The sequence below is a fragment of the Bradyrhizobium sp. NC92 genome (assembly GCF_025200865.1).
GTDB lineage: Bacteria > Pseudomonadota > Alphaproteobacteria > Rhizobiales > Xanthobacteraceae > Bradyrhizobium.
This window is the reverse complement of the sequence record NZ_CP104171.1, coordinates 7,332,770-7,358,684: the sequence shown is the minus strand read 5'-3', so window position 1 is coordinate 7,358,684 and position 25,915 is coordinate 7,332,770. Positions and strand designations below refer to the sequence as shown.

At 58.4% G+C, this 25,915-nt stretch carries 17 protein-coding genes and 1 pseudogene; 14 read left to right on the top strand and 4 right to left on the bottom strand.

Annotated elements, in window-relative coordinates; all coding sequences use genetic code 11:
- Positions 1-1,019: 1,019 nt before the first annotated feature.
- Positions 1,020-1,343, top strand: a complete 324-nt coding sequence (locus N2602_RS34160; RefSeq protein WP_260380839.1) for a hypothetical protein — start codon at positions 1,020-1,022, stop codon at positions 1,341-1,343.
- On the opposite strand, the gene N2602_RS39125 is transcribed toward N2602_RS34160, so the two are convergent.
- Positions 1,316-1,864, bottom strand: a complete 549-nt coding sequence (locus N2602_RS39125; RefSeq protein WP_409241941.1) for a transposase — start codon at positions 1,862-1,864, stop codon at positions 1,316-1,318. The two genes, N2602_RS34160 and N2602_RS39125, sit on opposite strands and share 28 nt — an antisense overlap.
- Here N2602_RS39125 and N2602_RS34155 point away from each other — a divergent pair.
- The 6 genes from N2602_RS34155 (at position 1,761) to N2602_RS34130 (ending at position 8,797) form a co-directional block, all read left to right on the top strand.
- Entirely contained in the window at positions 1,761-2,051 is a 291-nt protein-coding gene (locus N2602_RS34155) for a hypothetical protein (RefSeq protein ID WP_260380838.1), read from the top strand. The genes N2602_RS39125 and N2602_RS34155 overlap by 104 nt on opposite strands.
- Before the next feature lie 819 nt (positions 2,052-2,870).
- Positions 2,871-3,791 (top strand): DUF692 domain-containing protein, encoded by a 921-nt coding sequence (locus N2602_RS34150; RefSeq protein WP_260380837.1) that lies wholly within the window; start codon positions 2,871-2,873, stop codon positions 3,789-3,791.
- On the top strand, positions 3,791-4,735 hold the full coding sequence (locus tag N2602_RS34145) for a hypothetical protein (protein WP_260380836.1): 945 nt from the start codon (positions 3,791-3,793) through the stop codon (positions 4,733-4,735). The genes N2602_RS34150 and N2602_RS34145 overlap by 1 nt, the downstream gene beginning before the upstream one ends.
- Positions 4,722-6,497: a class I SAM-dependent methyltransferase gene (locus N2602_RS34140; protein WP_260380835.1), complete on the top strand. Its 1,776-nt coding sequence runs from the start codon at positions 4,722-4,724 to the stop codon at positions 6,495-6,497. Before N2602_RS34145 ends, N2602_RS34140 begins: the two co-directional genes overlap by 14 nt.
- Before the next feature lie 171 nt (positions 6,498-6,668).
- The gene (locus N2602_RS34135; RefSeq protein ID WP_260380834.1) at positions 6,669-8,033 is read left to right on the top strand and encodes a radical SAM protein; all 1,365 of its coding nucleotides are present in this window, start codon (positions 6,669-6,671) and stop codon (positions 8,031-8,033) included.
- 23 nt (positions 8,034-8,056) lie between these two features.
- Complete coding sequence (locus tag N2602_RS34130; protein ID WP_157287898.1) at positions 8,057-8,797, top strand: methyltransferase domain-containing protein; 741 nt, start codon at positions 8,057-8,059, stop codon at positions 8,795-8,797.
- 353 nt (positions 8,798-9,150) lie between these two features.
- Here the strand turns inward: N2602_RS34130 and N2602_RS34125 are convergent, their stop codons facing one another.
- Positions 9,151-9,714, bottom strand: coding sequence for a helix-turn-helix transcriptional regulator (locus tag N2602_RS34125; RefSeq protein ID WP_260380833.1), 564 nt, complete (start codon positions 9,712-9,714; stop codon positions 9,151-9,153).
- Positions 9,715-11,877: 2,163 nt separating this feature from the next.
- On the opposite strand from N2602_RS34125, the pseudogene nodU reads away from it, so the two are divergent.
- Positions 11,878-13,625: pseudogene (gene nodU / locus N2602_RS34120) on the top strand (nodulation protein NodU).
- 466 nt (positions 13,626-14,091) lie between these two features.
- Positions 14,092-14,781 (top strand): methyltransferase, encoded by a 690-nt coding sequence (locus N2602_RS34115; protein WP_260380832.1) that lies wholly within the window; start codon positions 14,092-14,094, stop codon positions 14,779-14,781.
- Positions 14,782-15,276: 495 nt separating this feature from the next.
- Here the strand turns inward: N2602_RS34115 and N2602_RS34110 are convergent, their stop codons facing one another.
- Positions 15,277-17,070, bottom strand: a complete 1,794-nt coding sequence (locus tag N2602_RS34110; RefSeq protein WP_260380831.1) for a sigma-54-dependent Fis family transcriptional regulator — start codon at positions 17,068-17,070, stop codon at positions 15,277-15,279.
- Positions 17,071-17,452: 382 nt separating this feature from the next.
- Between N2602_RS34110 and N2602_RS34105 the strand changes: the two genes are divergently transcribed.
- The 5 genes from N2602_RS34105 (at position 17,453) to N2602_RS39120 (ending at position 24,799) form a co-directional block, all read left to right on the top strand.
- Positions 17,453-18,928, top strand: coding sequence for a benzaldehyde dehydrogenase (locus N2602_RS34105; RefSeq protein WP_260380830.1), 1,476 nt, complete (start codon positions 17,453-17,455; stop codon positions 18,926-18,928).
- An 84-nt stretch (positions 18,929-19,012) separates the two neighbouring features.
- A complete protein-coding gene (locus N2602_RS34100; RefSeq protein WP_260380829.1) occupies positions 19,013-20,113 on the top strand; it encodes an NAD(P)-dependent alcohol dehydrogenase in 1,101 nt (366 codons plus the stop codon).
- A 113-nt stretch (positions 20,114-20,226) separates the two neighbouring features.
- On the top strand, positions 20,227-21,117 hold the full coding sequence (locus N2602_RS34095) for an alpha/beta hydrolase (protein WP_260380828.1): 891 nt from the start codon (positions 20,227-20,229) through the stop codon (positions 21,115-21,117).
- Between the two features lie 428 nt (positions 21,118-21,545).
- Entirely contained in the window at positions 21,546-24,200 is a 2,655-nt protein-coding gene (locus N2602_RS34090; protein WP_128266806.1) for a PAS domain S-box protein, read from the top strand.
- A 299-nt stretch (positions 24,201-24,499) separates the two neighbouring features.
- On the top strand, positions 24,500-24,799 hold the full coding sequence (locus N2602_RS39120) for a 3-keto-5-aminohexanoate cleavage protein (protein WP_128266804.1): 300 nt from the start codon (positions 24,500-24,502) through the stop codon (positions 24,797-24,799).
- Between the two features lie 285 nt (positions 24,800-25,084).
- Here the strand turns inward: N2602_RS39120 and N2602_RS34080 are convergent, their stop codons facing one another.
- Positions 25,085-25,564: a GNAT family N-acetyltransferase gene (locus N2602_RS34080; RefSeq protein WP_260380827.1), complete on the bottom strand. Its 480-nt coding sequence runs from the start codon at positions 25,562-25,564 to the stop codon at positions 25,085-25,087.
- Positions 25,565-25,915 lie beyond the last annotated feature (351 nt).

The following is a 25,915-nucleotide window of genomic DNA, read 5'->3' as shown; positions in this document are numbered from 1 at the left end:
AGTAAAAGCAGTGCTGGACACAGGTGATGGAGGATTGTGCTACCTGAAGGCAATTCGCTAAGATTAGATCGGGCTTGTTCAGGGCCGTATCGATAGCGCGTCCGATGAGCGAATCGGCAGAGTTCAGGAAGCAAGATGTCGATGACGCCCGAGATGAGCGACTGCTGCGGTAGCAATCTACTAAGCGGCAGCGGATGATGTGCTGGTCACCTTGCGCACCAATCAGATTTAATGTCCGCGGGGGTCTCCTTTCACCACTTGTCGTCAATGCTGCCATGGCTGAAAGCGAGGTCCGGGACGCTGCACCAAGAGCAGCGCCAACGCGATCCCAACAAGATCACAGATTAGAACGGCCCCATGATGTAGGCAGCCAACTTACTGACCTTCACCAGACAGGACGACTGTTACCAGCCTCCCTGGCTTGCAGCGCGTCTCGAGCTGCGCTGACTTCATATCGTCAAGGCGACGCGAGAGATCTAAAGGCAGGTCGACGGGCCGCCGATCCCCTTACTGAATCTTCAGGAGATCGCAGGAACTGTTCGCGGCTGCCCCCCACGCATTTTCGGCAGGAATAGTCTCCGTTATCTCGTAGTAGTCGTTGATAATTCGATTCGATCGGCGCCTTTATGCGCGCGGCGTGGAGTGGCCGCATCACCTGGCCATCAGGGCGCATTCTAACATTCTTCAGTTCAAAATTATTGATCGAGGTGTTCTTCATCTGTGGCGCCACCGCCTCACCTTCATCGGTCTGTATCGCAGCAATTGCCTTGAGATAGTGCGGCGGCACTGTACGTGCTCGCCTGCGCCTCGTTCGAGATCCTACCATCGAACGCCGCTTTGTAACGCTTCGCGAAGGCGCGCGTCTCGTCCGTCATGTCCCAGTAGAGCCGACGCTCGCCTCGTAAATAGCCGACAAAATCGCAAACGCTGCGCATGAGGCTGATCACCTCTTGAAATAAGTGGCATCATGTCTGCGTGGTGTGATTTTTGCGGTCTTTGGGATGGAGCTGGCGAGGACAATGGGCAGACACAAAGGCTGGTCTGGTGTTGCTACCATCAGCCATGCGGCCTTGTATCTCCGACAACCTTGCGCAGGCACCTACCAGGAATGGTGGCTGCAGGTTCGCGCGGAGCACCATCCCGACGCCGCCTGCCTTCCCATGCTCAACGGCGATGTCGCCGCGATTGCGGCCGCGCCGGTGTCGATGAGTGCGCTCGATTGGGAGCTCAGGTACACAAGATCTTTAACCAGTGAAGGAAGCAGCACCCGAATGTCCGACGACAGATCCGATGTCGATCCGAATCCGCTCAGCCCTTATGTCGCCTGGGTGGGGCAGCCGTAATAATGAGTCGCTCTTGAAAACGTCCAACAACTCTTCCCCACGAAGGGTGACGCGCTTGAAGTAGCACTGGGTTGCGAAAGTTTCCCACCGGCTGTGCCGCCAGCACCCCCTTCAGGTCGGGCCGTAGCGCAACCACAGAACGCCCTAAACGTCCACAGCACGGTCGAAAGCGTCCCAGCTTCACGCCTAGCTCGAAGCGGATGACCGCTCCACTCACCTCGGTCTCGATCACCTCGGAGGGTTTGCTGGCCGAGCAGCGATCGCACAAGGCGTCCTTTGCCGTCGAAATACGCTCGGATCTGCCGGCTGTGCCGCCACCGCTGGAGCCAATTTGGGTTAGCACGAAGTTCGGTGCCTTGCCGGGCACCGCAGCCGCACCTGGCGTCGCCACGCCGTGAGAGCCCGCGGGAAACGCCATTGAGCCGCGCTGCCTCGGAGATCTTCGCGCTATTCTCAAAGCTCTCCGCAGCGACCCTTGCTTTCTTCTCGCCCGTCCACCGCTGCCGGCGGCGCTCCCCCAGTGATCACGCCGAGGCGACGATAGGAGTCACCTTCCTGCTTGGCATCAAGCATGCATTTGCCATCGCTTCACCTCCACCGATCGGCTCATGCCAGGCTGTATCGCAGGCGAGCCGAAGGATAGTGAGCTGGGATCTGATGCCGGTTATTATCGCCCGCGAGCAGCAGTGCGCAATCGCTACCCGTTAAATCGACTCCGTGAATATGCTCAAGCAACGCGAGCCGGTTTCGCTGGCGCAACCGGCTAGGTGGTGCCTCAACTTGGCTAACTGTCCGCTGCAACTGCTGGACTCTGTCGCACGATCATGAAGGCATCAATAGGGACGGTGTGAGCTGGGCAGCGATGTTGGGCGAGAACGGCGCTTGTGCGGAAGCTCGCCCGGAACTTGCATCATCGGTTGTCCCCTCCAAAAGCGTCACGAGAGAAGCTCTGACTGTGTCATGCACGAATGTCAGCTATCAGTGGACCCTAGGGAGAGTCTGCCTGACTCACTTTTGCCGGACCTGATGTTTTCCGAGTATCCTTCTGTGGCGGGGTTACTCGAAGTCATATTCTGCTTTTGTGGCCGTCCTGGCAAAATAATACTTTTCCTATCTCAAATGGGACTGGCTCCCGTGTCTGGATGGGGTAGTTCTACTAGTGATTGAGCCGAGTCCTGCCGAGAAGCGATTTTTGGCAGAACTTTTATTCCAACGTGGAGAGAATTCATGGACGTTAAAAAACTTTCGGTGAAAGAAGCGGCGGCAGCGGCCGCTAAATGTGCGGCGACGGCTGCGCAATGCGCCGCTACGGCTGCCAAATGTGCGGCGACTGCAGCGCAAGCACAGGCAAAAGCCGCCGCAGCGCGATGCTCCGCAACCGCGGCGCGGTGCGCTGCGACCGCAGCGAGGTGCGCCGCAACTGCGGCGAAGTGCGCGGCAGAACATCCGTAACTGACGGACACTGATCCGGCTTGGCCTTGGCGCATCGCCGTCGGCGTGGTGCCAAGGCTATTGGAGACCTCGGAAATGAGCGTTCCCCGCTTGGGCGTTGGGCTTCAGTTCAATCCTGAATTGATTGGTTGGTTTCCGTTTCTGGACCAGCCGCTTGATGCGCTGGAAATATTGCTCGACTCGATCATGAGTCCCCTTGATGGGCCGGGGCTTATTTCTCCCCGCGCCGTCGATCTTATGCGCGATATCGCGGATAAATATCCGCTCCTCGGACATTCGAACTACGGCGGTGACTTCGGCTTCGACGATCTGACGAACACGGCGGCCGTGCGGCGGCACGTTCCGCTCTCTCAGAAACTAAATGTTTGCTCAGTTGCGAACCACTGTTTTTATGGCGACGCCTCCTGGTCCGATGTTTGGAGCAGTCCGTTACAGTTCTCGCGGGCTGAGGCTGTTCGTGTGGCGGCAAGGGCGCGCGCGCTTCAAGATCTTTACGGCGTTCCGCTCGCGCACGAAAATGCGGCGTACTATCGCGTGTGCCCTGGCAGCGATCTGCCCGAAGAGGAATTCCTTGCGCGAATGCTTGAGCTATCAGGCACCTACTTGCACCTGGATTTGCACAATCTGTATGCGAACGAGCAGAACCACCGCGCGAAAGGCTATTCCATTGATCGATTTCTGAGCACTATACCGCTCGACCGTATCATCACCATTCACATGGCGGGAGGGCGTTGGATCAACGGTCAGTATCACGACCTTCATGACACCCAGGTTGCGGACGCCGTTTGGGATCTGCTCGACGATGTTTTGTCGCGCGCCCGTCCTGGCGCCGTCATCCTCGAATATGAAACCCAATCCCTCTATTGCAATGGGGAAATGGCTGATACCGGCCGTACCACCGATCTAATCCTCTCGGACCTCGAGCGGGGACGTGTGGCATGGGATCGCGCCTACGGCCGGGCGAGCAGGCGCACCACCCGCAGCGAGGCGGCCTGATGGACGCACAGTTGGTTTGGGATACCTGGCGCCGCGTACTGACGGACGATCGCCTTGCGAATTGGGTCATGGATCCCAACCCAAGGGCTCAAGATCTCCATGGCTGCACGGCGACTGAGCTAGCAATACTGGCCGACTATGCGGGCACACCCGCGCCGACCGAATCCAACATTGGCATGTTTCGTCGCGGATTGGTCAGGAATGCTCTTGGTGCGCTGGACCTTGTCCCGCTCACCCGCCGTCTGCTGTACGCGAGTGGACTCGATATCGAGGCAGTTGCGGCAGAGTTCGTGCAGTCGTCCGGTTACGCTGACAACGGGCCCTACTTCTGGCGGACCGCGGCGGCTTTTGTCGCATATTTGACCGGTCGTCCGGAGTTCTTCGCCCGCGCGCGTCAAGACGTGCTGGCGATCGACGCGGCGGCGATTGCGCTTGCCCGGCGGCTTGGTGAATACGCTCCCCCGACATGGCCGAATGGCGCGGCGGAGGCCTTCTCGGCAGGGACGAGACCGAGGAATTTGCGGTCAACCCGCTTCGTCGCCCATCCGGCGGCAACGATGATTTCGTCATCCTGCGACCTCACCCCATGGATTGAAAGCCCGTTCGACTTCGACCCCGGCCAGGACCTTGAAGCCTCTGAGCGACATTGGCTGATTTATCTTCCGGCTGCCGAAGCTGGCCACGAATATGCGGAACTTTCGCAGCGGGCCGCCCGCCTCTTTGACGTTCTTCGCTTCCCGAAGAGCTTGGTGGAGTTGTCGACGGCTCTGAACGATGTTCCCTACGCTAATGTGCTCTCGCTGATCGATAGTTTGGCGTCGCTCGGCGTCATCGTAGGCGAATCGGATCTGCGACAAATGTCTATGGGACAGGGAAGGCAAAAGGACGATCTCGATCTTTCTTGCCACCGGATTTGCGGCTCTGCGCCTCATGAAACTGCTTGAGCGCCTTCAGAGTCCCAGTGCGGATAGCCTTTCCGGCGGACTGCCGCACGATGATTTTGTCATGCTCGATCCGGCTGTCGAGGTTCTGGACGTCGAGATTGCCGAACATCGATTGCTCAGTCACCGCTACTTCGAAACCGGCATGGTCGTACCACCCGGCGATGGCTTATTGGATTTTGTCACTACGCTCATCAACGAGCCCGTTAATCTCACGGCTCTGCGCGCTCAATTCGACGATCAGCACATCGTCGACAAGATGCTGGCTTCGCTGCGCCAGCACGGCTTTATGCACGTTACCTCGCAAGCGAGGCCGTCGGCAGAACAGCTCGAGCATCTGAGATCTATCGCGGAAAGGGCGCGCACCTCAACCTTGCGCCGCTCCATCGTGATCGACCTGGATGCCGAGAGTTCAATCGAGCAGATCTCCACGCGCCTTAACGATGAAATACATCCGCCGGAGCTGCTGCTGTGTTGCGCGCAGCTGGCGGATCATAACTCAATTTTGGGCGAACTGGCCCGCCTTCGTCAGACCGGTATCATTCGAATGCACCAGACCGTGGTGCAAACGCGACACCTGCCATGCGATCGTGAACTCCGTCGCTCGCTTGTCCGTCTCGGCGCCTCGGTCTACCTTGATAGTATCTCTTGGCCCGTGCCGAACCACCCGATTGCGGGGCTGGAGGAGATGGTCAGCGATTGCGTCGCCGTCCATCTCATCATGACGCCAGACCTATCGATCCTGAATGAGCCCGAGCGGGTCCGCGTTCTGACCTGGGCGGCCTCGGCCTTCATCTCAGGTCTGTGCTTACGGCTGAATCCGGAAGCTCTCTGGCCAGTGAGCGACGCCGGCGAAGATGATTTTGTCGCCATTTTCAACGCTGTCCGGGCGATCGAGAACACGCTGGGCGATGTCCTGATCCTTGATTTGCCAAGCGATGAAGTGCTGCTGGGCCATGCGGCGTCTTCTACGCCTCCCGTCGGGCTGTCTGATTTTGCCAAGCGGTTTCGAGCGGCCTATTTGCGATGGCGTTTGCCATTGTTGAAGGCGTGCGAGAACGACAACAGCTGGAGCCAAGTACCAGAAGTCGAGGACAAACTGGTCCGCGCGCAAGAGGATCTGATCCCAAATCACCCGGAGTTGCTGCTGCTCAAGCCAGGGAGCATCGTCGTCGACGTGTGCGGCGGCTTGGGTCGTGTTGCACGGCGATTGTCGCCAGCGGTTGGCAAAGACGGACTCGTTATTTCGGTCGAGATGTTTCGCTGCCTGAGCGATTTGGCGCGCCGATTCGCCTCCGAACGAAACTACACGAACCTCCATTTTCGTCCTGGCCTTGCGCAGCGTCTCGCTCTGCCCGATGCGTCAGTTGACGCTGCCATCAATGAATGGACCGGAGGCATCTGGGAGCTTGGACTAGGACCGAGCATGGTCAAAGAAATGGCGCGGGTCGTTCGCCCAGGAGGGCGCATCGCGATCACCCATCGTCTCGTGCAGCTTCATCTTGCCTCGCTCGCCCAGCCGTGGGTCCAGTATAACGAAATCTATGATTGGATTCGCAAAGCCTGTGTACATCCGGACCTGACCATCATCGCGGAGCGCATTTGGGGGCAAATCGTTCCGTCGCTCGTGGGCGAGCATGCAAGCCTTTGGCGCAAGCAGTATATGCCTCGGCTGATAAATCCCTTCGACGTGATCTACAGATTCGACGACAGTCCAGATTCGCGCGCCGACGTTTATCTGACGATCATCGCGCAACGGCAGTGATCTATTCAAGTGGCAGGCTCGACAGCGTGAGGCCCGACAATGAGATCGCGAGAATCCGCTTTTGAGAAAGCACGCTCTTCGCTGCGACGGCTCGGAATTCCAGCTTCGCTACCGGCACTTCATGCCGCCGGCATCGGCATAAGTCGTGCGGTGCTGGGCGGATCGCACTCAGTGGCGATCTACCCGCCCATCGATTCATTGACACCGCTCGATCCAACGACCCTGGTGGATAAGATTGCGTGGAGCGGAGAAACGAGCCTGTATGTTCACGTAGCATTCTGTGAAACGCGCTGTACATTCTGTCACTACACGGTCGATCACTATACCGGCCGGCCAAAAACCTCTGTCGAGGACGACACTAAAGTTGCTCGTTATCTGACGGCGTTGCATAGTGAACTCGCTTTTTGGGGCGCACGGCTTGCTCGGGCTGGAACCGTCGTGTCATCGGTCTACATCGGCGGAGGCACACCGCTCGTTCTCGATGAGACGGCGTTGCACGGTTTGATACGTACTATTCGAAACGAGTATGACTTGCGACCCGGGGCAGAGTTTTGCATCGAAGGTAGTCCCCTGACGATCGCCGCGCCTGAGGGGGAGCACAAGCTGTGGTCTCTCAAGGCTCAGGGCGTCACGCGCCTGAGCTTTGGAGTGCAATCGTTCGATGACGACGTACTCAAATATGCGGCCCGCGGCTACAAACGCGACATTCCCATCCGCGCATGCGCAATTGCAACGCGAATTTTTGAAAACTGGAATCTCGACTTGGTCCAGGGGCTCTATAAGGGATCCAGTTCGGAAGTATGGGACAACCTCGAAGCAATTGCCGAGATTCGTCCGCCACACCTCACTTGGTATCACGGACGATTTGGAGATCGTCCTCAAGGGCACTGGTATAAGACAGAAACAAAGCGAGCGGCGTTCGAGGACGAGTTCGCCACGCTTCTTGGCCGGATGCTTATCTGGCAGGAAATGGCAACGCTCGGCTATCAGCAGACCGACGGCAATCGCTTTGTACGAGCCCATGAATTTACCGATCCGTTCAAGAAGATCCGGACCTCGGCCTCGAGCGATCTTCTCGGAGTGGGCGCGGGAGCCTATTCCCACGTCGGGGTCGAAGTGCGGAAGACAGGCGACCTCGGGTACGTGTTTCGCAACGACCCAAGCATTCCGACTTATGTTGATGCCGTTTTGACGGGCAGCGTTCCGATCGCCACCGGACGCTGCATCGACGAAGAGGAGGTGCTGGCCGGGTCCTATTCGACAGGGCTTCGGATCGGACGCATCGAGGACGAAAGCCTGCGGTCGCTCCGCGCCGCTCATCCCCAGCTTTCGCGATATTACGACGCGCTTGTCAATGAGCTGAAAAATGCCGGCGCATTGGAATCCTATCTCGAGGCTAGCGGCCAGCCTGGACTGAGACTTTCATCACTGGGTCAGCTGTTTGAAGATGAAGTCTTGTCCCTTTTCTTCAGTCCGGCGGTCAAAAGCGCATTGACCACAAAACCGACACGAGAACGCAAGCTGCAGCTTGCATAACCGAAAACGCCAAAAGGGTTATCATGGACAGCTTGGAGCAGACGACTGCACGGGAAAGAGGGCCTACGGGAGACGGCATACGGGCCGAACGGGCCGGCTGGAGCTTCGGTGGGGATACCCCTCAATATTTTGATCGCCACGTCGCAAGGTCTGTTCCCAACTACGAAGCCGGCCATAGGCTGATCGAACAGGTGAGTGACTTTTTCGTCAAGAGTGATTCCGTGGCTTATGAAATCGGTACTTCAACCGGAACGCTGCTACGGCAATTGGCGAAGCGGCATTCACATGGAACGCGCTGGATCGGAATCGATAACGAACGTGCCATGATTGAGTACGCGCGCAGCGCTCAGGGCAAAGCGCCGAACGTTGAGTACCTCCTCGCAAATGCGTGCGAGGTAGATTACGAAGCCAGCGATTTTATCGTCTCCTATTATACGATTCAGTTCGTTCCGCCCCGGCACCGGCAGAACCTGATCGATCTGATCTATAAGTCGCTCAATTGGGGCGGAGCATTCCTGTTTTTCGAGAAAGTCAGAGCACCAGATGCACGGTTTCAGGATATCGCGAGCGCGATCTATATCGACTACAAATTGGACAACGGTTACTCTCCGGAAGAAGTCTTGGGAAAAGCAAATAGTCTGAAAGGCGTACTTGAGCCGTTTTCCACCAAGGGCAATCTCGATATGCTGCATCGGGCAGGTTTTGTAGATACCATGACCATCTACAAGCATGTCTGTTTCGAGGGATTTCTGGCGGTCAAATAGGATGGCATAGCTTCTAGTTGCTTCGAGCAGACCGGCGCCGGGAAAAATAGCCTTGGTGTTTGAAGAGGTGCTCACCTCGCCATCTCTCGCAACATCGCGAGCGCTTCTCGATTTCACAATCATCACCGTACAAGCATGGCCTTGCCGGATCAACGTAAGCTCCGGCAACTGGTCATGACGCCGAGGAGCCGGTCCCGCTCATCCTGTTGATCAGCCCATGCGGATTTCGGCTTGGGCAACATCGCCCTATCTGCCAAGGTGAGGGATTGAGCGCAGCTGCAGTGATCTGGAAAAGAACCAGCGCGAGCGTCAAAATCGAAAACGTCAAATCCGGCAGGCCGGATCCAGCAAAATTATCGCAGGCGCGACAACAGAGATACCAATTCGGCTTGCCGCCTTGTCCCGGTTCGCAGGAAAACAGCCTTGAGATGATTGCGGGCCGTCCCCGGCGAAATCCTCATATCACAAGCAATCTCCTCCAGCGTTTTTCCCTCGACCAGGAGCGATGCGAGACGAGCCTGAGCTGGTGTCGTTCCGAAAATCTCCATCACTGAGCTCTGCGACACCTGATGGTTTTCGTTCAGGTCGGTGAGGAGCAGAAGAGCGCCCACATCCGGCAACAGGTTCTCATCTTCCAACCCTGGCACAAAGGCGTCAACGACGACCGGAAGGCCCTGGCGCCTGGTAATCACGGTTTGAAGGCTTGTACGACCCGGCTTACTCAATGCGAGACGGATATGGTTGACCAGTCGCTCCAGTTTCATTCGCGATTGTGGGTCGGCCGCGAACAGACGTTTTCCTTTGATCCAGAGGTCATCATCGAAAAGCTTCAAAGCGCCTTCATTGACGTCGAGCACCATGCCGTGATGATCGATTACAATCGCGGGCCGATTCAGCAATCCAAGCGCACCAATCATTCTGCGCCGTTCCCCACGCGTGATGCGCAGTTCGGTCGAGAAAAATGTAGACTACGTTGGATTACCCCGGCTTCCTCTTCACCTTTGCGCATTTGAAATAATCGATCGTGCTCCCCAAAATGTGCGTTAATTTACCGTGCGTGAAGTCCGGGTCGTTCAAGTCAGTTTCGGATCGCGTTCGCGTGCAGTCGAACACCCGGTGCACCGTCGGATCGTGCTGCGTTCGCTCGTTCGATTTGCACGGTATTCGGCGACATTCGATTGTAATTGATTCACAGGTGAAAGACCGAATTCATCACCTGGATGATGGGTGGCAAGTGTACAATCCTCGCCTGCATATATCAGCTGAACTTCATCCCTTTCGCGCCGAATTTCATTGCAACAGGCCTCATCACGCGGAAATTCTTGGTCAAAGCGCCTGCCAGCTTTGCAAGTCAGATCCGGAATATCGACAACGCTTCGAAAACTGCCGAGAACTATAGAATTGATCTCGATGTTCTCGCACAGGGCGCGGCAATGCTGGTGGATGCGGTGCGGTACGAGCTTAGGGGGGCAGCTCTTAATTGGCCGTATCGGATCGCAAGCGAGGGATTACCGGGGGCACCGAAACGGTAACGATGGCGTCCAGCGATCTGGCGTCAGGGTCGCCGGCTTCCGTATCATTGGCGGTGGTGGGCCATTGCACCCGCGAGTGCCCGGTCAAGCAGCCCCGGATTTCGAACCAGTTGACTAGGAATTTCGGGCCGTTCCGTCGCAACAGCCGGAGCGAGGAACGACGCGAGAGGACGAGACGGAAGTGCGAATCGGCCCTAACGGCGCAGATCGCGCTGGAAGCACTGCGGGAGCAGGCGATGGTCGCCAATCTCGCGCAGCGCTAACCGTTGCACGAAGAGTAAGCGTCCAAGAACGTCCAGCATGAGCCGCTTGCAGATGACAAGAGATTTGACTGCCATATTGAGCAGTTTTGGACCCTGCGTGGTTGATGCCTCTGGTCAGGGCTTTGCGCTCCTGAGATCAAGAAACGGTCGGCGAGCTTGAGGACGATATTCGCGATGGGTTAAGGGAAAGTCTGCGATCCGACATAGGGATGATGAAGGATTGAATCCCAAGAGGGCAAAACAGCGAAAAGCGTCCGGCCGACGTTATCGGTGCTCCAATCTTGCCCGGCCGGATCGCAACCGGGCGATGTTGAGGAGTTCACTGGCAAAGCCCTAGGCGGTCAGGGCGGTAAGAGGGGACTCGTCTGCGCAGGGAGTCTGTCCCCACAAGAGTGGTCTGAGATCGGTAGAGGGGCAGCAGTGGTCGCTTCAAAAAAGGTTTGATCCCCAGTTTCAAGCTGCAACAGGGATCGACATCGCTCAATAGCTCCCAACGTCTGCGTGCCGTGACACGGCGCTGGCGCACAGGGGACTGTTCATCAGGCCATACCGCAAAAGCAGGCCGTTATCGGCGGCCGACTAGCCCATCAGCACAGCACATCTTGCAACAACTCGCAGTCGGCACCGAGCGAGGCATTACCAGAAGCCGGTCCATACGCCGGGCCTCGCCCGCTGGGCAGCTTTCGGGAGCTCAACATGATCAGGCAAGCGCAGTCTGAACTTCTGTCCGAAACCAGGCGTGCCAAATGTCAGCAAATCGCCAGCGTGTCTGCACACGCGACATTCGGCCAAAAAATCCCGAGATATTCCTCTAGCTCGCACTGGCCCAAATCGTGCAGCAGCTACCGGCGAGGACGACAGAATGGGACGCGGCCTTTGAGTTTTAATCAGCCAAGCGACGATGACGTCGCCGGTCGGCTATCACAAGGCTGCCACCGAGCATGTGAGGTAAAGATAAGTCGTGATCCGAAATCCGACCGCGACCAGGCAGGGGGGGCGAACTCGATGGCCGAAGGCCTCTCTTACCTGGTTGACATGGCTCAGATGCGTACTGGTCACCCAAAAACTAGTGCGAGCGATCACGCCGGGTGGGCATCCGTTACACGGTCGGCGCGTAATGGATTCCGCGGGAGGCCTGGCGTGACACCGCTGGTGTAGAGGCGGTTCAGCAAAGCGCTAAACGAAGGCTTGATCGTGTCGAGCGCGTCTGCTTGCTCGCCCGCTTTCAGCATCAAAGTCGATCTTCAAATCAATCGAATCGTTAGGGTCCAAACATGGAGACACTATGCGCATCTGCGGTATCAAGCTGACGCATGACGGATCAATCGCTCTTATCGAGGACGGACAGCTTGTCTTTTGTGTCGAGCAGGAGAAGCGAAACAACAATCCGCGATATCAAGCCATTGACAATCTCGATGCAGTTGTCGTGGCCTTGGCGGAGCAGGGGCTGGATGTGTCGGATGTTGATCACTTCGTCCTTGACGGCTGGTGGGGAGAGGGAGAGTCGCAGTTGCAGGTCCTCAGTGGGGCGACGCCACTCAATCTCAAAGGTGCGCCGTATATTGAAAGTCGCGCCGATGGCCTGCTAACGTCGCGTGACGGCACTGGCCTGATGCTGGACGGCAGGTCCTTCCCTTACAAAAGCTATCCGCATGTCACGGGCCATGTGGCCGCCGCATACTGCACCAGCCCCTTTGCGGAAGCCGGGCAACCCGCGTTCTGTCTTGTGTGGGACGGTGGCACCTTTCCACGTCTTTATTATGTAGAACGCCGCGGAGCCCGGTTCGTCGAATGCCTGTTCCCAATGATTGGCCACGCCTATGCTGCCGCGGGCTATCACTTCGGACCATATAAGCAGGCGAGCCGCACCAATTGGGACCTCGGCGTTGCCGGCAAGTTGATGGCCTACATCGCGCTCGGCTCGGTTGATGAAAACATCGTCACGGTGTTTCAGGAACTCTACGAGGAACACTTTGGGACCAATACGGCGCTTACCCGTCCTGACACTCCGGAGTCAGCGCTTGAAGCTGTGCATGAGTACGTCGATGCCAGCGCGCTGCGGTTAAAGTCCAAGGCTTGCGAAGATGTGCTTGCATCGTTTCATTCTTTCCATGAACGTCTGCTCGTGCGCGAAATGGCGCTTGCTTTGCAGCGGCATTCGCATTTGCCGGCTCGCAACTTGTGTATAACAGGTGGCTGTGCTCTCAATATCAAATGGAACAGTGCACTACGTGCTGCCGGCCTCTTCGATGCTGTCTGGGTGCCGCCCTTTCCGAATGACAGTGGATCAGCAATCGGTGCCGCTTGCTGTGCTATGGCGGCGGACAAAGGCTTCGTGCCGCTACGATGGTCAGTCTATAGTGGTCCGGCCCTGAAGCCGAGCGACGTGCCGCCCGAATGGGACGCAGCGCCGTGTAGCATGAGTGAACTTGCGGCCATTCTCGCCGGCAACAAGCCGGTCATTTTCCTTGCCGACCGCGCCGAGCTTGGGCCTCGAGCACTGGGCAGCAGAAGCATTCTCGCAGCCGCGACGTCGCCGCGAATGAAGGATCATCTCAACGACATCAAACTTCGCGAACACTTCCGGCCGGTGGCTCCGATATGCTTGGAAGATCGTGCCCCGGACATTTTCAGTCCTGGAACGTCGGATCCTTACATGCTCTTCGATCATCAGACACGAGCAGAGTGGCGGGACAAGGTACCCGCCGTTGTACATCTGGACGGAACGGCGCGATTGCAGACCATTTCCAGAACGTCTCAGCACAAAGTCGCCAAGCTTCTCGTCGAATATGAAAAACTGACCGGTATTCCACTGCTTTGCAACACGAGTGCTAACCACCGTGGGCGTGGGTTCTCCCGAATGTCGCAGCGGCTTGCCAGTGGGGAGGCGTTGAGCATGTGTGGTGCGATGGCATGCTGTGGACGAAACTTGGTGAACAATTGGCGGTCCAACCGCATCTTCCCGCTAAGAATGAGCGCATGTCTACGGTAAAATCCATCTTGCTGGGGAGAGATATGGCGCCGAGCCTTTGACCACCGGACGTCGGCCAACGTTACGCCGGGAGAGGACTTCGGGCTGTGTCGTGCGGGCAAGAAGACGATTCCATGTATGGCCCTCGGCATAGCTACCACTGGACTAGGCAAATCACGGTGCCCGGCGAGCCAGTGCCGGCATGCCGCAAAGCGTCATCATGAGCTTGCTGCGGTTGGCGTTCTTGGCACGGTCATTGCTATTGGGAGGTAGCAACACCGAGTATGGCAGTGCATTCAGACGTGTAAGACAGATGCTGGCTAAAGCCGTGTGTCCATGTGCGAGAGAACAGGCTCGGGAACAGCCGCGCTATCGTTGCCAGTCGGTTGAGGGAGAGCACCATGAGTCCGCCTACCCGGTTTCCCAGCTTGCCTGCGGGCCGCTGGAGCAGTTCGCCCAGACCGGACTGATAGCCGGATCGGGTCCGACGACTCGCGATGTTGTTTTCGCCAAGAGATGGAGAGTTAGATGAATGCCCCGATCGCCGTATCTGTACGGCGCCAAACGACGGACGTAGATGCAATGATAGCTGAACTGCGATTATGCGAACGCCCGCACGACGTGGAAGTAAGCGGCCTGCCCTTACACGTCCTGCCTGGCGTTCTGTCACCGCGCCTAAGTCACGGTCCGGACGCCTTGATGTCGAAGTGGCACATCGAACCTGGTGCGACAGTCCTCGATCTGGGATGCGGATCAGGTGTGCTGGGGCTTGCAGCCCTCCGTGCCGGTGCAGGCTGTCTCGTGGCTCTCGACATAAATCCGCAAGCCGTTCTCACGACGAAGATAAACATCGAGCGATTAGGCTACTCGGACAAAGCCGAGGTGCGCTATAGCGACACCTATTCTGGGCTGCAGTCTGGAGAAAAATTCGACATCATTCTCTTTGCCGCCCCCTATTGGAATCGTAAAGCGAAAGATGACCTGGAGCGCTCTTGCTTCGATGAAGAGCACAATGTCATGGCCTCGGCGCTGAAGGGTGCGCACCTCCACCTAAATGATAACGGCGTGATGTATGTGCTTTTCTCTGATCAGGGAGATGTCGGCCGAGTCCTTAATTTGATTGATGAGAGTGAGCTGCGCGTCAGAGATATGCATATTTTCCGACCCTCGATTCCAGATGGGCACGTCCGGATCATTTGGGAACTCACGGCTCGATGAAAGCTCGTCGATCTCGGGTACCTTTCGGGCCGAGCATGCGCCCAAAAAGGAGGTCGAGACGCTACACGGCTCGGTTCGTAAAAGTCATAAAGCTCGCGGTACTTTCCCGGCGGACGAGCCGCGCTCAACATTTATGTCGCGGTAACTGACGGCTATAATGACCGAACCCGTGAAAAGCCCATTCTGGCGTACCTTCACGTAGGTAGCTGTTAATCCACGGTTAGCCTCGCGCTTCGAGTAGTCGCTCGAGACTTCAGCTTGTCGTCGAACTCATCGCGCGGTCGTGATGCCTGGCTCTTGGAGAGGCCGATCATGGCCTATCGCCTGCAGTGAAAAGGAGAGGAGCAAGGCTAATGTGCCTCCTTTGAAAGTTCCTGGATTATCATTGCGAACAACCAGGTTCTTCAATGGGATCGGCTTCGCGAAACAGGAACACCACAATTCGATACCAACTAAAAAAGCGCGTTCCACTGATGCGAGTGGAAGAATGGAACGCTATGGCTTTATGCCAAGACGGCGAAGTCTATAGTCGAGTTTTGGTCTGCTGATCTTCAAAAGGCGCGCGGCGGCCGATACGTTACCGTCTGCTTGGACCAGCGCGGAGCGATAGGCGGCGGCCTCCATTTCTGCAAACGAGCCGTCCGGCAACGATCCGCCTCCGTTGACCGAAACGGTGTTGTTGCCTTGGGCTGAAGGTGGATCCACTCCAAATAACGGCGTGCGTCCCAGTCGTCCCTCACTTGTGAGCTGGATTGAGAATGGCGGCAGCAGCTCCGATGCGCTGAACAGATGACCGATGTCTATGGTGCTGCCGTCGTCGGCATAGACGACGCCGCGCTCAACCAGGTTCTGCAGTTCGCGGATGTTGCCCGGATAATCGTATTTGAGTAGCGCCTCAGTGGCGCGACGGCTGAAGCCGATAAGCTGCCGGCCGTGGCGCGTGCAATAAATACCGAGAAAATGCGCCATCAACAGTGGGATGTCGTCGCGCCGCTCCCTCAGCGGCGGAATCGCAATCGGAAACACGCATAGCCGGAAATATAGATCCTGCCGGAAGCGGCCGGCCGCGACCTCGGCGGTCAGATCGACGTTGGATGCCGCCACCACACGAACGTCGAGCGAGATAGTCTTCGTGCCGCCGACTCGTTCGATCTTGCGCTCCTGCAGCGCCCGCAGCAGCTTGCCCTGGGCCGAATAGGTCAGCGACGCGATCTCGTCGAGAAACAACGTGCCCCCAGAGGCGCGTTCGAAATAGCCGGCGCGCGAGGCGATGGCTCCGGTATAGGCGCCTTTCTCCACGCCGAATAATTCTGACTCGACGAGCTGCTCCGGGATAGCCGCGCAGTTGATCGCTACGAACGGACCGCTGCTGCGCCGGCTCATGGCGTGCAACTGACTGGAGAACAGCTCCTTGCCGACCCCCGATTCGCCAACAAAGAGCACGGTGGCGTCGGTCGTGGCGACGCGTTCGAGCTGACGGCGGGTGCGGACGAACGCCGCCGAGACGCCGACCGCGACTGTGCTGTCATCGCGTGCGGCGGCGGGGCTTTGGTCTGCTGCGACGGGGACCTTTCCGATCGCGTGCATCGAGCGGCTCTTCCATTCCAAGCCGAAATAGTTGCGCTCCGGCGCGTCTTCGCCCCATGCCTCGGCGTGCTGGCCGACTACCACGCAACGTGGCGCGCCCATGCCGACGCATTCGACCTCGCGGAAGATGACGGGCCAGCCGCACAGCTTGGTGGTGTAGCCGGAGGGGTAACCGATCTGAAGCCAGCAGACCGGTTCGCTGGCGAGGCCATAGCTCGCAAGGTGCTCGGCGGCTTCCGTGGAGTCCTCCCACAGGAATTCACCGAAATATGTGCACTTGTCGCTGTCAAACTCGAAATGCTGCGTCGTCACCTTGACGAAGCCCTCCAGCGTGTGCACGCGCGGCCCGGCCGCGAGCGCGTGAGTGAGATCCTCGTTCGGAAAGCGCTTCTGGACCAACTCGGCGTCGCGCATGCCTTGCATGTAACCCACGCGCATGAACAGCGCCTTCGCGGTCTCGACCCCGAACGCGTCGATGATCTCAGTGCGCAGGCGCCCGAGCACCTGTGACTGCATCAGCACCATGCGCTGATCGTTGAGCCAGATGCGACCGTCGCCGAGCGCGAAATGAAGCGACTCGGCGAGATCATCGAACGTCGGCGCAGCGCCGGTCTCGAGCTCGCTGCTGGCGCCGCGAGTGAGAATCCGCGCTGCGCGGCGGGATGCTTCCGCCAGTGAAATCCGGGTTTCATCCCTCCTCATGAGGCGCCTTTGTGTTCATGAAATAGTGAATGGCTCGACCAGATTTTCATTATTTCATAATTTTCGAGGATGGAAGACCCTTGGGCCAAGAGCAATCGTGTAGGGCGATAAGAGAGATAAGTACCTGGTATAATTGGAAAATTAAACGAACTCGCTAATCCGTTGGAGCCGCCTGGGTTGGCTGGCATCGACCTTGCTCATTGCTGAGCCGTTCGCGGGAGGAAGCGAAGCAAGAGGACCGGCTTACGGTCTCCTACCAGCAGAGCGGCGCGCCATAGGCCGCCGCGCGCGGGGCGGCCCTTGCCCTCTTTCTCCCGGCAAGCCGCGGTCGCAACGGCCGCACGATTAATTATTCCGCGCGAAGCGGGGGGAGAAACGATCCATGAATATGCAGGCGCGCGATTTCATTGCCATCGACCGCTGGCGCGGCAAGGCGTTCTTGGGCGAGTGGAGCGTCACCGACGGCGGCGTCATGGACATCAATGACCTGGCGACGCGCGCGGTGCTGGGTTCGGTCGGCATCGCCGATCCCAAGGACATCGCGAAGGCCGCGCGCGAGGCGCGCCAGGCCCAGCTGGCATGGGCTTTGAGACTGCCGCAGGAGCGCGCAGCAATCCTCAATAAAGCGGCCGATCTGCTCGAGCAGAACGGCGAAGAGCTGATCGGCTGGATCATGCGCGAGAGCGGTTCGACCAAGCCCAAGGCTGCGATCGAGATCGAGCACGGTGCAGGGTTCGTGCGGCATGCGGCTGCGGTTGCGGTTGAGCCGAATGGCATCCTGCTGCCGTCGGTGGAGCATGGACGATCCAACACGGCCAAGCGCGTGCCTCATGGCGTAGTTGGCGTGATCTCGCCATTCAACTTCCCGCTGGTGCTCTCCATCCGGGCCATCGCCGCAGCGCTCGCGGTGGGTAACGCTGTCGTCCACAAGCCTGATCCCCGCACTGCGGTATCAGGCGGTATCATCATCGCGCGCGTCTTCGAGGATGCGGGCCTGCCCAAGGGAGTGCTGCAGGTAGTGCCCGGCGGGGCGGCGGCAGGTGAGGCGATGTGCGCCGATCCCAACATCGCGATGATCTCCTTCACAGGGTCCGCCGAGGGCGGCAGCAAGGTTGGCGAGGTTGCAGGTCGTCATCTCAAGAAGGTGCAACTCGAACTCGGCGGCAAGAATTCGCTGATCGTTCTCGACGATGCCGATGTTGACGTCGCAGCCTCCAATGCTGCCTGGGGTGCGTTCCTGCATCAGGGACAGATCTGCATGTCGACTGGCCTCGTGCTCGCGCATGCAAACATCGCCGATGCGCTGGCGACGAAGATCGCCGCGAAGGCCCGACATCTGCCCGCCGGCGATCCGTCGTCCAGCCAAGTTGCGCTTGGCCCCATCATCAGCGACGCACAAGTCGCGAAGATCCAAGCAATCGTCGATGATGCGGTGGCGAAAGGCGCGCGGCTGATGGCCGGCGGCGGCCACGAGGGGCGATATTACCAAGCGACCGTGCTGGCCGGCGTGAAGCCAGGTATGCGCGCATTCGAGGAGGAGATTTTTGGCCCCGTTGCCTGCCTCGTCAGTTTCGCTAACGACGATGAAGCCGTCGAGCTCGCCAACCGTTCCGACTATGGCCTGGCGGCCGGCGTGATTTCCGGTTCGATCGCGCGGGCGCGCGCCGTGGGCGATCGCCTTGAGGTCGGCCAGCTCCACATCAACGACCAGACGGTCAACGGCGGGCCCTTCGCTCCGTTCGGCGGGCGCGGCCGTTCCGGCAATGGCAGCCGGCTCAGCGGTCCGGCGATCTGGGAAGAGTTCACACAGTGGACGTGGACCTCGGAGAAGCCTCAGGCGACGCCGTATCCGTTTTGAGCCCGTTCGCAGATACCACACAGCTTCCGGCGCTTGCGTGCCGGAAGCTTGCGCCTCAAACCACCTGACTTTTGGAGATTAGGCATGAAGATTCGTGCCGCCGTGGCCCGCGACACGGGCGCGCCGCTCAAGCTTGAAACAATTGAGCTCGAACCCCCGCGCCCCGACGAGATCCTCGTCAAGGTCAAAGCCACGGGGGTCTGTCACACTGACCTGGTCGTCCGCGACGGCATGCTGCCGACGCCGTTGCCGGTCGTGCTCGGTCACGAAGGAGCTGGCGTCGTCGAAGCGGTGGGGGATGCGATCACCAAGGTGCAGCCCGGCGACCACGTCGTAATGACCTTCAATTCCTGTGGCAGGTGCCCGAGCTGCAAGGATCACGCTGCAAGCTACTGCCATGAATTCTTCCCGCGCAACTTCTTCGCGACGCGCGCGGATGGATCGAGCGCGTTGTCGGCGGGCGGCGCTCGAATAAATGGCAATTTCTTCGGCCAGTCGTCGTTCGCAACGCATGCGCTTTGCCACGAGGTCAATGTGGTGAAGGTCACGTCCGAAGTCCCGCTCGAACTGCTCGGGCCGCTCGCTTGCGGCGTGCAGACCGGCGCTGGTGCGGTGATGAACGCTCTGAAGGTTACCGCCGGGCAATCCTTCGTGGTGTACGGATCCGGATCGGTCGGATTGTCGGCGCTGATGGCGGCCAACGTCATAGGTGCAAGCACCATCATTGCGGTAGATATCAACACGGCAAGGCTCGAGATCGCCAGATCACTTGGGGCCACCCATGTGATCGATCCGCGCCAAAACAACCCGGTCGAAGCGATCATGCAGATCACCGGCTCGGGACTGAATTTCGCGCTCGACACGACCGGCCAGCCCGCGGTGATCCGCAACGCGGTGGAGAGCCTTGGCCCGCGCGGCACCTGCGGCATTCTCGGCGCGTCTGGGCCGGATGCGGAGATCGTGCTCAACGAGACGCATTTCATGAGCGGTGGCCGCCGCCTGATCGGTATCGTCGAGGGTGACTCCGATCCTGCAGTCTTCATCCCGGAGCTGATCGATCTCTACCGAAGCGGTCGTTTCCCGTTCGACAAGCTCGTCAAGTTCTACACCCTCGATGAGATCAATTCTGCGATCTTCGATTCCGAGAGCGGCGCCGTAATCAAACCGATCGTGCGAATGGACTGAACGAAAGATCACTTCCGGCGGGCGAGATGCCGAGCCTGGCGCCTCATTCGCCTTCAGGAAAAATGGCAACAGACCGATCCACCGGCATTCCGCTCATCTTCAAAGGAGGAAACATGTCCAAGCAGCAGCTCGCAGCGATTTTGCGGACGAGTGCGCAATTCCCGCCGCCAGGCAATGGCAGCCCGCCGGACATGCGCGCATGGTTCGAGGAAATCAATGCGCAGACGCCGATCCCAGACGGCGCCATTATCAAACGGGTATCGTCGGGTCCTGTCGGTGGCGACCTGATCCACTATCCTGACTCGAACGACAAGTGCTTGATTGTCCATTTCCACGGCGGCGGCTTTTTCTTTGGCTCGTCACGCTCGCACCGGGTCGTCGCCGCTAATCTCGCGCGTGTCTCCGGCGTTGCCGTCCTTGCTGCGGACTATCGTCTCGCGCCCGAACATCCAGCGCCCGCCGCCCATGACGATGCGCTCGCCGTATACAAATGGGCGCTGGAGCAGGGCTTCGCGCCGTCCGCAATTTGCCTGTCCGGCGACTCGGCGGGCGGGAACCTCACAATATCGACTGCGATGCGTGCCCGCGACGAAGGGCTGCCCATTCCGAGTGCCTTGGCTGTGATGTCGCCGGCGCTCGACTTCAGCGGACAGAGCGAGTCGTTCCTCTCCGCCACCGACGCCCCCCTGCTGACTCCGCAACTGCTCGAGCTGTTCAAGCATGCCTATTTCGGCGGCAGCGTTCCAACGTCGCCTTATCTTGCGCCGCTGAATGGTGACCTGTCCAAGCTACCGGCGACCTTGATTCACGTCGGATCGTGGGAGCTGCTGCGCGATGATAGTGTGCAACTCGCTGAGCGTCTCCGTCAGGCCGGCGTCTTTGCTGAGCTGAAGGTCTGGGACGGCATGTGCCACTCCTGGCAATTGTTTGCGCCGATGCTCGATGAAGGCATGACCTCGATCGAAGAGGTAGCGGCCTTCGCGCGAGGGCGCCTTGTTGGTTGATCCCTGAGCCGTTCACCGGATTTGGGCGGTAAGGAGACATGAGAGAGGTCAGTTCAATACTTCATCGAGCGGCCAGCGAACCGTGGTGACTGAAACTCAGCTAAACCACGCCACGGGGCACGATCTCTATTGAAACTGGATTCGAGCTCTCTGCCGGCTCCACGGCAATCGGGGCTGGGCGGCTTTTGACATCGAGGAGAAAAGCGCCAAAGCGCGAGACCAAGGTTTAATTTCCGATATGAGCGTTCGATATTAGTGTTTAAGACAACTATACCAACGTATGTAATACGCCATTCTTCGGCTGTGCTCAGTTCGGCAGCCGACTCCAAACCGCTCAGGAGCGCCTGTTGGAGTCGAATAAATTGCTGTATTTTGGTCTGATTGATAATCTTTCTCTCTCTAGCCAGATGCGCCAGAAGGCTGCAAGCATGTTTAACCAGCTCGCCACGTTGGGACGTTCAGCGACGCAGTTTGTCTTCGGTAGTATTACGCTAGCGGTGGTGACGCAGGCTTCTTTGTACATTCATAGCCCGTTCGCAGCCATGGCGTTCGCTTGCCTGGTGGTGATCTTGTTGTTTTCGCTGATGGGCAGCTTCATCGCATCATTGGCGCTTTCCATCGTCTCCGTCGCTGCTTTAGCCTACGTGTTCACGCCGCCCACGTTCAGTCTCCGGATCGATGACCACAAAGACCTTTTGGTGGTTGTCGCTTTCTTTACTGCCTCAATTGTCGGAACGCACCTGATCGGAAAAGTCCGCCGCGAAATGGAAGCTGCGCGAGAGGTGGCAGCCAAGTTACGGCACAGCGCGGCCGATGTGCATGAGCGCGAGAAGCTGTGGCGCGCAATCTTTGAGCATAATCCGGCTATGTACTTCATGGTCGATGAAGCTGGTGCGGTTCTTAACGTCAATACTTTCGGCGCGACTCAACTCGGCTATACGCCTGCAGAACTAGTTGGCCTGCCCGTGCTGAAAGTTTTTCTGGAAGACGATCATGAGGTCGTCCGCAAATGCATCGGGGAGTGTCTTACAGATATCGGCCAATTGCGTACCTGGGACATCCAGAAGGTCAGAAAAGACGGCTCGGTGCTGTGGGTGCGCGAAAGCGCCAAGGCCATGCTGGGGGCCAACGACAAGCCACTCGTCCTCATCGCCTGCGAAGATGTCACCGAGCAAAAGCGAACCGAACTTGCTCTGCAGCGGAGCGAAGCCCATTTGGCCCAGGCACAGGAATTGAGCCGCACCGGCAGCTTCGGCTGGAACCTCGCTGGTGAGGTCTTTTGGTCGAAGGAGAATTTTCGGATTTTCCAGTACGATCCGGAAGTGAAACCGACGCCGCAGCACGTCCTTGATCGCACCCATCCAGAAGATAGAGCTTCGGTCCAAGAGACCCTGGATCGAGCTTCTCGAGGCGAGGATTTCGAGCACGAATACCGACTGCTAATGCCAGATGGGTCGGTAAAGCACATTCACGCGCTGGCACGTGCCACGAGAACCGCGTCTGGTGATATGGAATTTGTCGGGGCGGCGACGGACATTACGGCAGCAAAGCAGACGGAACAGCAACTGCGTCGTAGTGAAGCATATCTGGCCGAGGCGCAGAAGCTCAGTCGCACAGGCACTTGGTCTTGGGACTGTCATCGTCGCTGCTTTGCATATCGCTCCGCCGAAGTCAGTCGTCTCTTTGGCTTTGATCCGGACGAGCCCGTGTCGCTTGAGGCCATCCGGGCGCGCATCCATCCAGACGACTTGCCGCTGCAGCAGGCAGTGCAGCGTCAGGCTATCGAACAGAAAAAGGGGAATTTCGAATACGATTTCCGGATCCGTCTTCCCGATGGCACGATAAGGCACATACACTCAGTTGCGCACGCTGTGGTGGGAAGCGACGGCTCGACCGTCGAACTCATCGGAACGCATATGGATGTCACCGAGCAACACGCAGCTAGGGAACGGTTGGAAAACACTCTTGCTGCGCTACGTGAGAGCGAGCAGCGCTTTCGTGACTATGCCGAAACTGCTTCCGACTGGCTCTGGGAGACCGGGCCAGACCACGTGGTCACCCTCATTTCAGAACACGCCAGCGCCGCGGGCGACTTGGCCACAGGGCATCTCGGCCTGCATCGCTGGGACATTGCATGCGACGTCGAAGAAGAACCCGAGAAATGGCAGCAGCATCGGGCCATGCTAGATGCACACCTTCCATTTCGCGATCTGATTTATCGCGCCGTGAACAGCAGCGGATCTGCGATCTACGTCCGGACGAGTGGCAAGCCGTTTTTTGATGTAAGCGGCAACTTTCTCGGTTACCGTGGCGTCAGCAGCGACATTACCGCGAACATACGAGCAGATCAGGCCGAACAAGAACTGCGGAAGGCACAGGCGGATCTTGCACATGTGACGCGCGTGACAACGCTGGGAGAACTAACAGCCTCCATCGCCCACGAAGTAAACCAGCCGCTCGCGGCCATTGTCAACAACGCCGATGCCTGCCTCGGCTGGATTGAGCGCGAAACTCCCGATGTGTCCGCCGCGCGCACATCGCTGGGGTGGATCGTCGATGACGCTATACGGGCAAGCGAGGTCATCCGCAGGGTCCGCACACTTGCGAAGAAGGGTGATATCGAGATGGTGCCGCTCGATATCAATGACGTCATCAACGAGGCCATCGCGCTGCTGACACGTGAGCTGGTGAATCACCAGGTGACTTTGCGAACCGAGTTGGCGCCGGCACTTCCCACGATCCTCGGAGACCGAGTTCAGCTGCAACAGGTGATCATAAATCTGGTGATGAATGGGATCGAGGCCATGCAAGCAGTTAATGACAGGACGCGCGAACTGGTGGTTCAGTCATCCAGGGACGATATGGGGCGCGTGGAGCTAAGCGTAACTGATTGCGGCGTCGGGATCGGTGAGGATGTTGGTGCACGGATCTTAGATCCGTTTTTCACCACCAAATCGAGCGGGCTTGGCATGGGTCTCGCGATCTGTCGTTCGATCGTGGAAGCTCACGGAGGGTGCTTATCAATCGACCGCAAGCAAATGCCTGGCGCAACTTTTCGATTTGGCCTGCCGGTCATGTCGTGATTGGAAAACCAGACGGTCGTAAACCTTCAAGTCCTTATTTGAAACCTTAAGGCCGCGCTAGCAGGCAGTGTCGTTGAAACTGGTCAGCTGCAGGTCCAATGGACAAGTAAACAGCTCGTGCTCGGCCTGCCGGAGCTGGGCATCATTAACCAATTCAGGGCCGTTCCGGGTATCCCTGAAGGCTTTGCCCGGCTCTATGTTTGTGCAGTTGCGCAGTAACCGGTTTCACAGAAGCCCGGCCGGCAGGGCTCTGCACCATTTTGCAGTCCATATGAGCGCGCACCTCTCCAGCCTGCACTGTGAGAAGACCGACATTCGCGACAATAAGGGCCCTCGGATCACTTGAAATTTATAAAGCAACGGCCGCGAGTTGCGTCGCCAATCAACTAGCAAGCGGCCATGTGCGGGTGGGCCTGCAAGACAACCTCTATATTGCCAAGGGCGGGCTTGCTTCGAACAACGCCGAACTCGTCGAGGAGGCAGCCCGGATCGTCATGCGGCCTCGGATCGAGGCCCGGGTCGCCAAAGGAGCCGAGAAAGCTACTGCTTGGCAATGTAGCCGATTGCGGGAGCTCGATCTCGGGCGCGGGCGCAAATAGCTCCAGCGGGTCGGCGAAGCGGCGCGCATAGTAGGTGTTGCGCAAAGCGGCCGGACGGCGCTCGAGTTCAGCCTATTTGGTAACCCCGGCGCCGAAAGCGCGAAGCACACCGAGGGTTGCTTCCCGTACCGTGAGGGGTTGAGAGCTCTTAACCTCTTTTCTGGTGGGCTTAGGCCCTTGCAAGCTTTCCTAGAACGGATAGTGCTGCGGCTGGGTCTCGATGGTGATCCAGCGCAGGTCGGTGAACTCGGCGAGCTCGGCCCACGTAAACTAGCTGCGGAGATATCACGTCAGTTCAAGAACCATATACTTTGCCCGCGCATCATAGCTTGCGAGCTTCTCGTTCAAATCCGCGTCGTCCAGCGTTCGGAAAGCGTGTCCCTCCCAGAACTTCACTGAATTGTTGACCGCCACCAGCGAGAGGTTGGGAAACCGCGCCTTTTTCGCGTGCCTGACCAGCTTGAGCACGGCTTCGGAAGCCGAACCATTGCTGCGTGCCTCCGGCAGCAGCGCGATGTCATGAATATAGTAGGTGGAAGCGGGCTCGGCGACCGCGCCCAAAAGGACATTCAGCGCGGGAGGCTTCTTGAAATGCCAAGGATGGCTGATGATGTAGCCGGCCAAGCCGTCCCGCGCGCGCTCGAGCACGAAACATCCCTCAGGGTACAGCTCCAGCCGTTCGGAGAAAACGGCCTCATCCTCAGGGTAGTTCAGGTGGACGCGATCTGCGATACCGCGAACTCCGGGAAGATGGTCGGGCTCCATCGCTCGCCAGGGCATGGCAAAATACTTTCAATGAATCTCCTAGAGTATAGAGAACCACTAGCACGAAATTCTTATCAATGACAGGCGCGGATCCACCGTTAAGCTGCTCAAACCGTGTGCGAAAATAGCCGTCCTCCATTGGCCCCTAAGCGGTTGCAGAGCTGAACCGCGACGATCAGGCGCGGTTTCTTCCGCCGGACGCCGTGGGCGATTGGTCTTAGGCCGATGGACAACCGCTGCTTGTCGTTCTAGCATGAACGGAAAGGGAACGGGGTTTAGCTGGGTAGGTGGGGCCTTCAGGCCTAACCGGCCGCTTGGGGGCGAAGCGTTGTTATTTAGATACCTTCATGA

Bases quoted from the DNA above. Each gene is read 5' to 3' on its own strand.
- N2602_RS34160 (WP_260380839.1), top strand. From the start codon at position 1,020: ATGGGCAGACACAAAGGCTGGTCTGGTGTTGCTACCATCAGCCATGCG.
- N2602_RS34150 (WP_260380837.1), top strand. From the start codon at position 2,871: ATGAGCGTTCCCCGCTTGGGCGTTGGGCTTCAGTTCAATCCTGAATTG.
- N2602_RS34145 (WP_260380836.1), top strand. From the start codon at position 3,791: ATGGACGCACAGTTGGTTTGGGATACCTGGCGCCGCGTACTGACGGAC.
- N2602_RS34140 (WP_260380835.1), top strand. From the start codon at position 4,722: ATGAAACTGCTTGAGCGCCTTCAGAGTCCCAGTGCGGATAGCCTTTCC.
- N2602_RS34130 (WP_157287898.1), top strand. From the start codon at position 8,057: ATGGACAGCTTGGAGCAGACGACTGCACGGGAAAGAGGGCCTACGGGA.
- N2602_RS34125 (WP_260380833.1), bottom strand. From the start codon at position 9,714: ATGATTGGTGCGCTTGGATTGCTGAATCGGCCCGCGATTGTAATCGAT.
- N2602_RS34115 (WP_260380832.1), top strand. From the start codon at position 14,092: ATGAATGCCCCGATCGCCGTATCTGTACGGCGCCAAACGACGGACGTA.
- N2602_RS34110 (WP_260380831.1), bottom strand. From the start codon at position 17,070: ATGAGGAGGGATGAAACCCGGATTTCACTGGCGGAAGCATCCCGCCGC.
- N2602_RS34105 (WP_260380830.1), top strand. From the start codon at position 17,453: ATGAATATGCAGGCGCGCGATTTCATTGCCATCGACCGCTGGCGCGGC.
- N2602_RS34100 (WP_260380829.1), top strand. From the start codon at position 19,013: ATGAAGATTCGTGCCGCCGTGGCCCGCGACACGGGCGCGCCGCTCAAG.
- N2602_RS34095 (WP_260380828.1), top strand. From the start codon at position 20,227: ATGTCCAAGCAGCAGCTCGCAGCGATTTTGCGGACGAGTGCGCAATTC.
- N2602_RS34090 (WP_128266806.1), top strand. From the start codon at position 21,546: ATGTTTAACCAGCTCGCCACGTTGGGACGTTCAGCGACGCAGTTTGTC.
- N2602_RS34080 (WP_260380827.1), bottom strand. From the start codon at position 25,564: ATGGAGCCCGACCATCTTCCCGGAGTTCGCGGTATCGCAGATCGCGTC.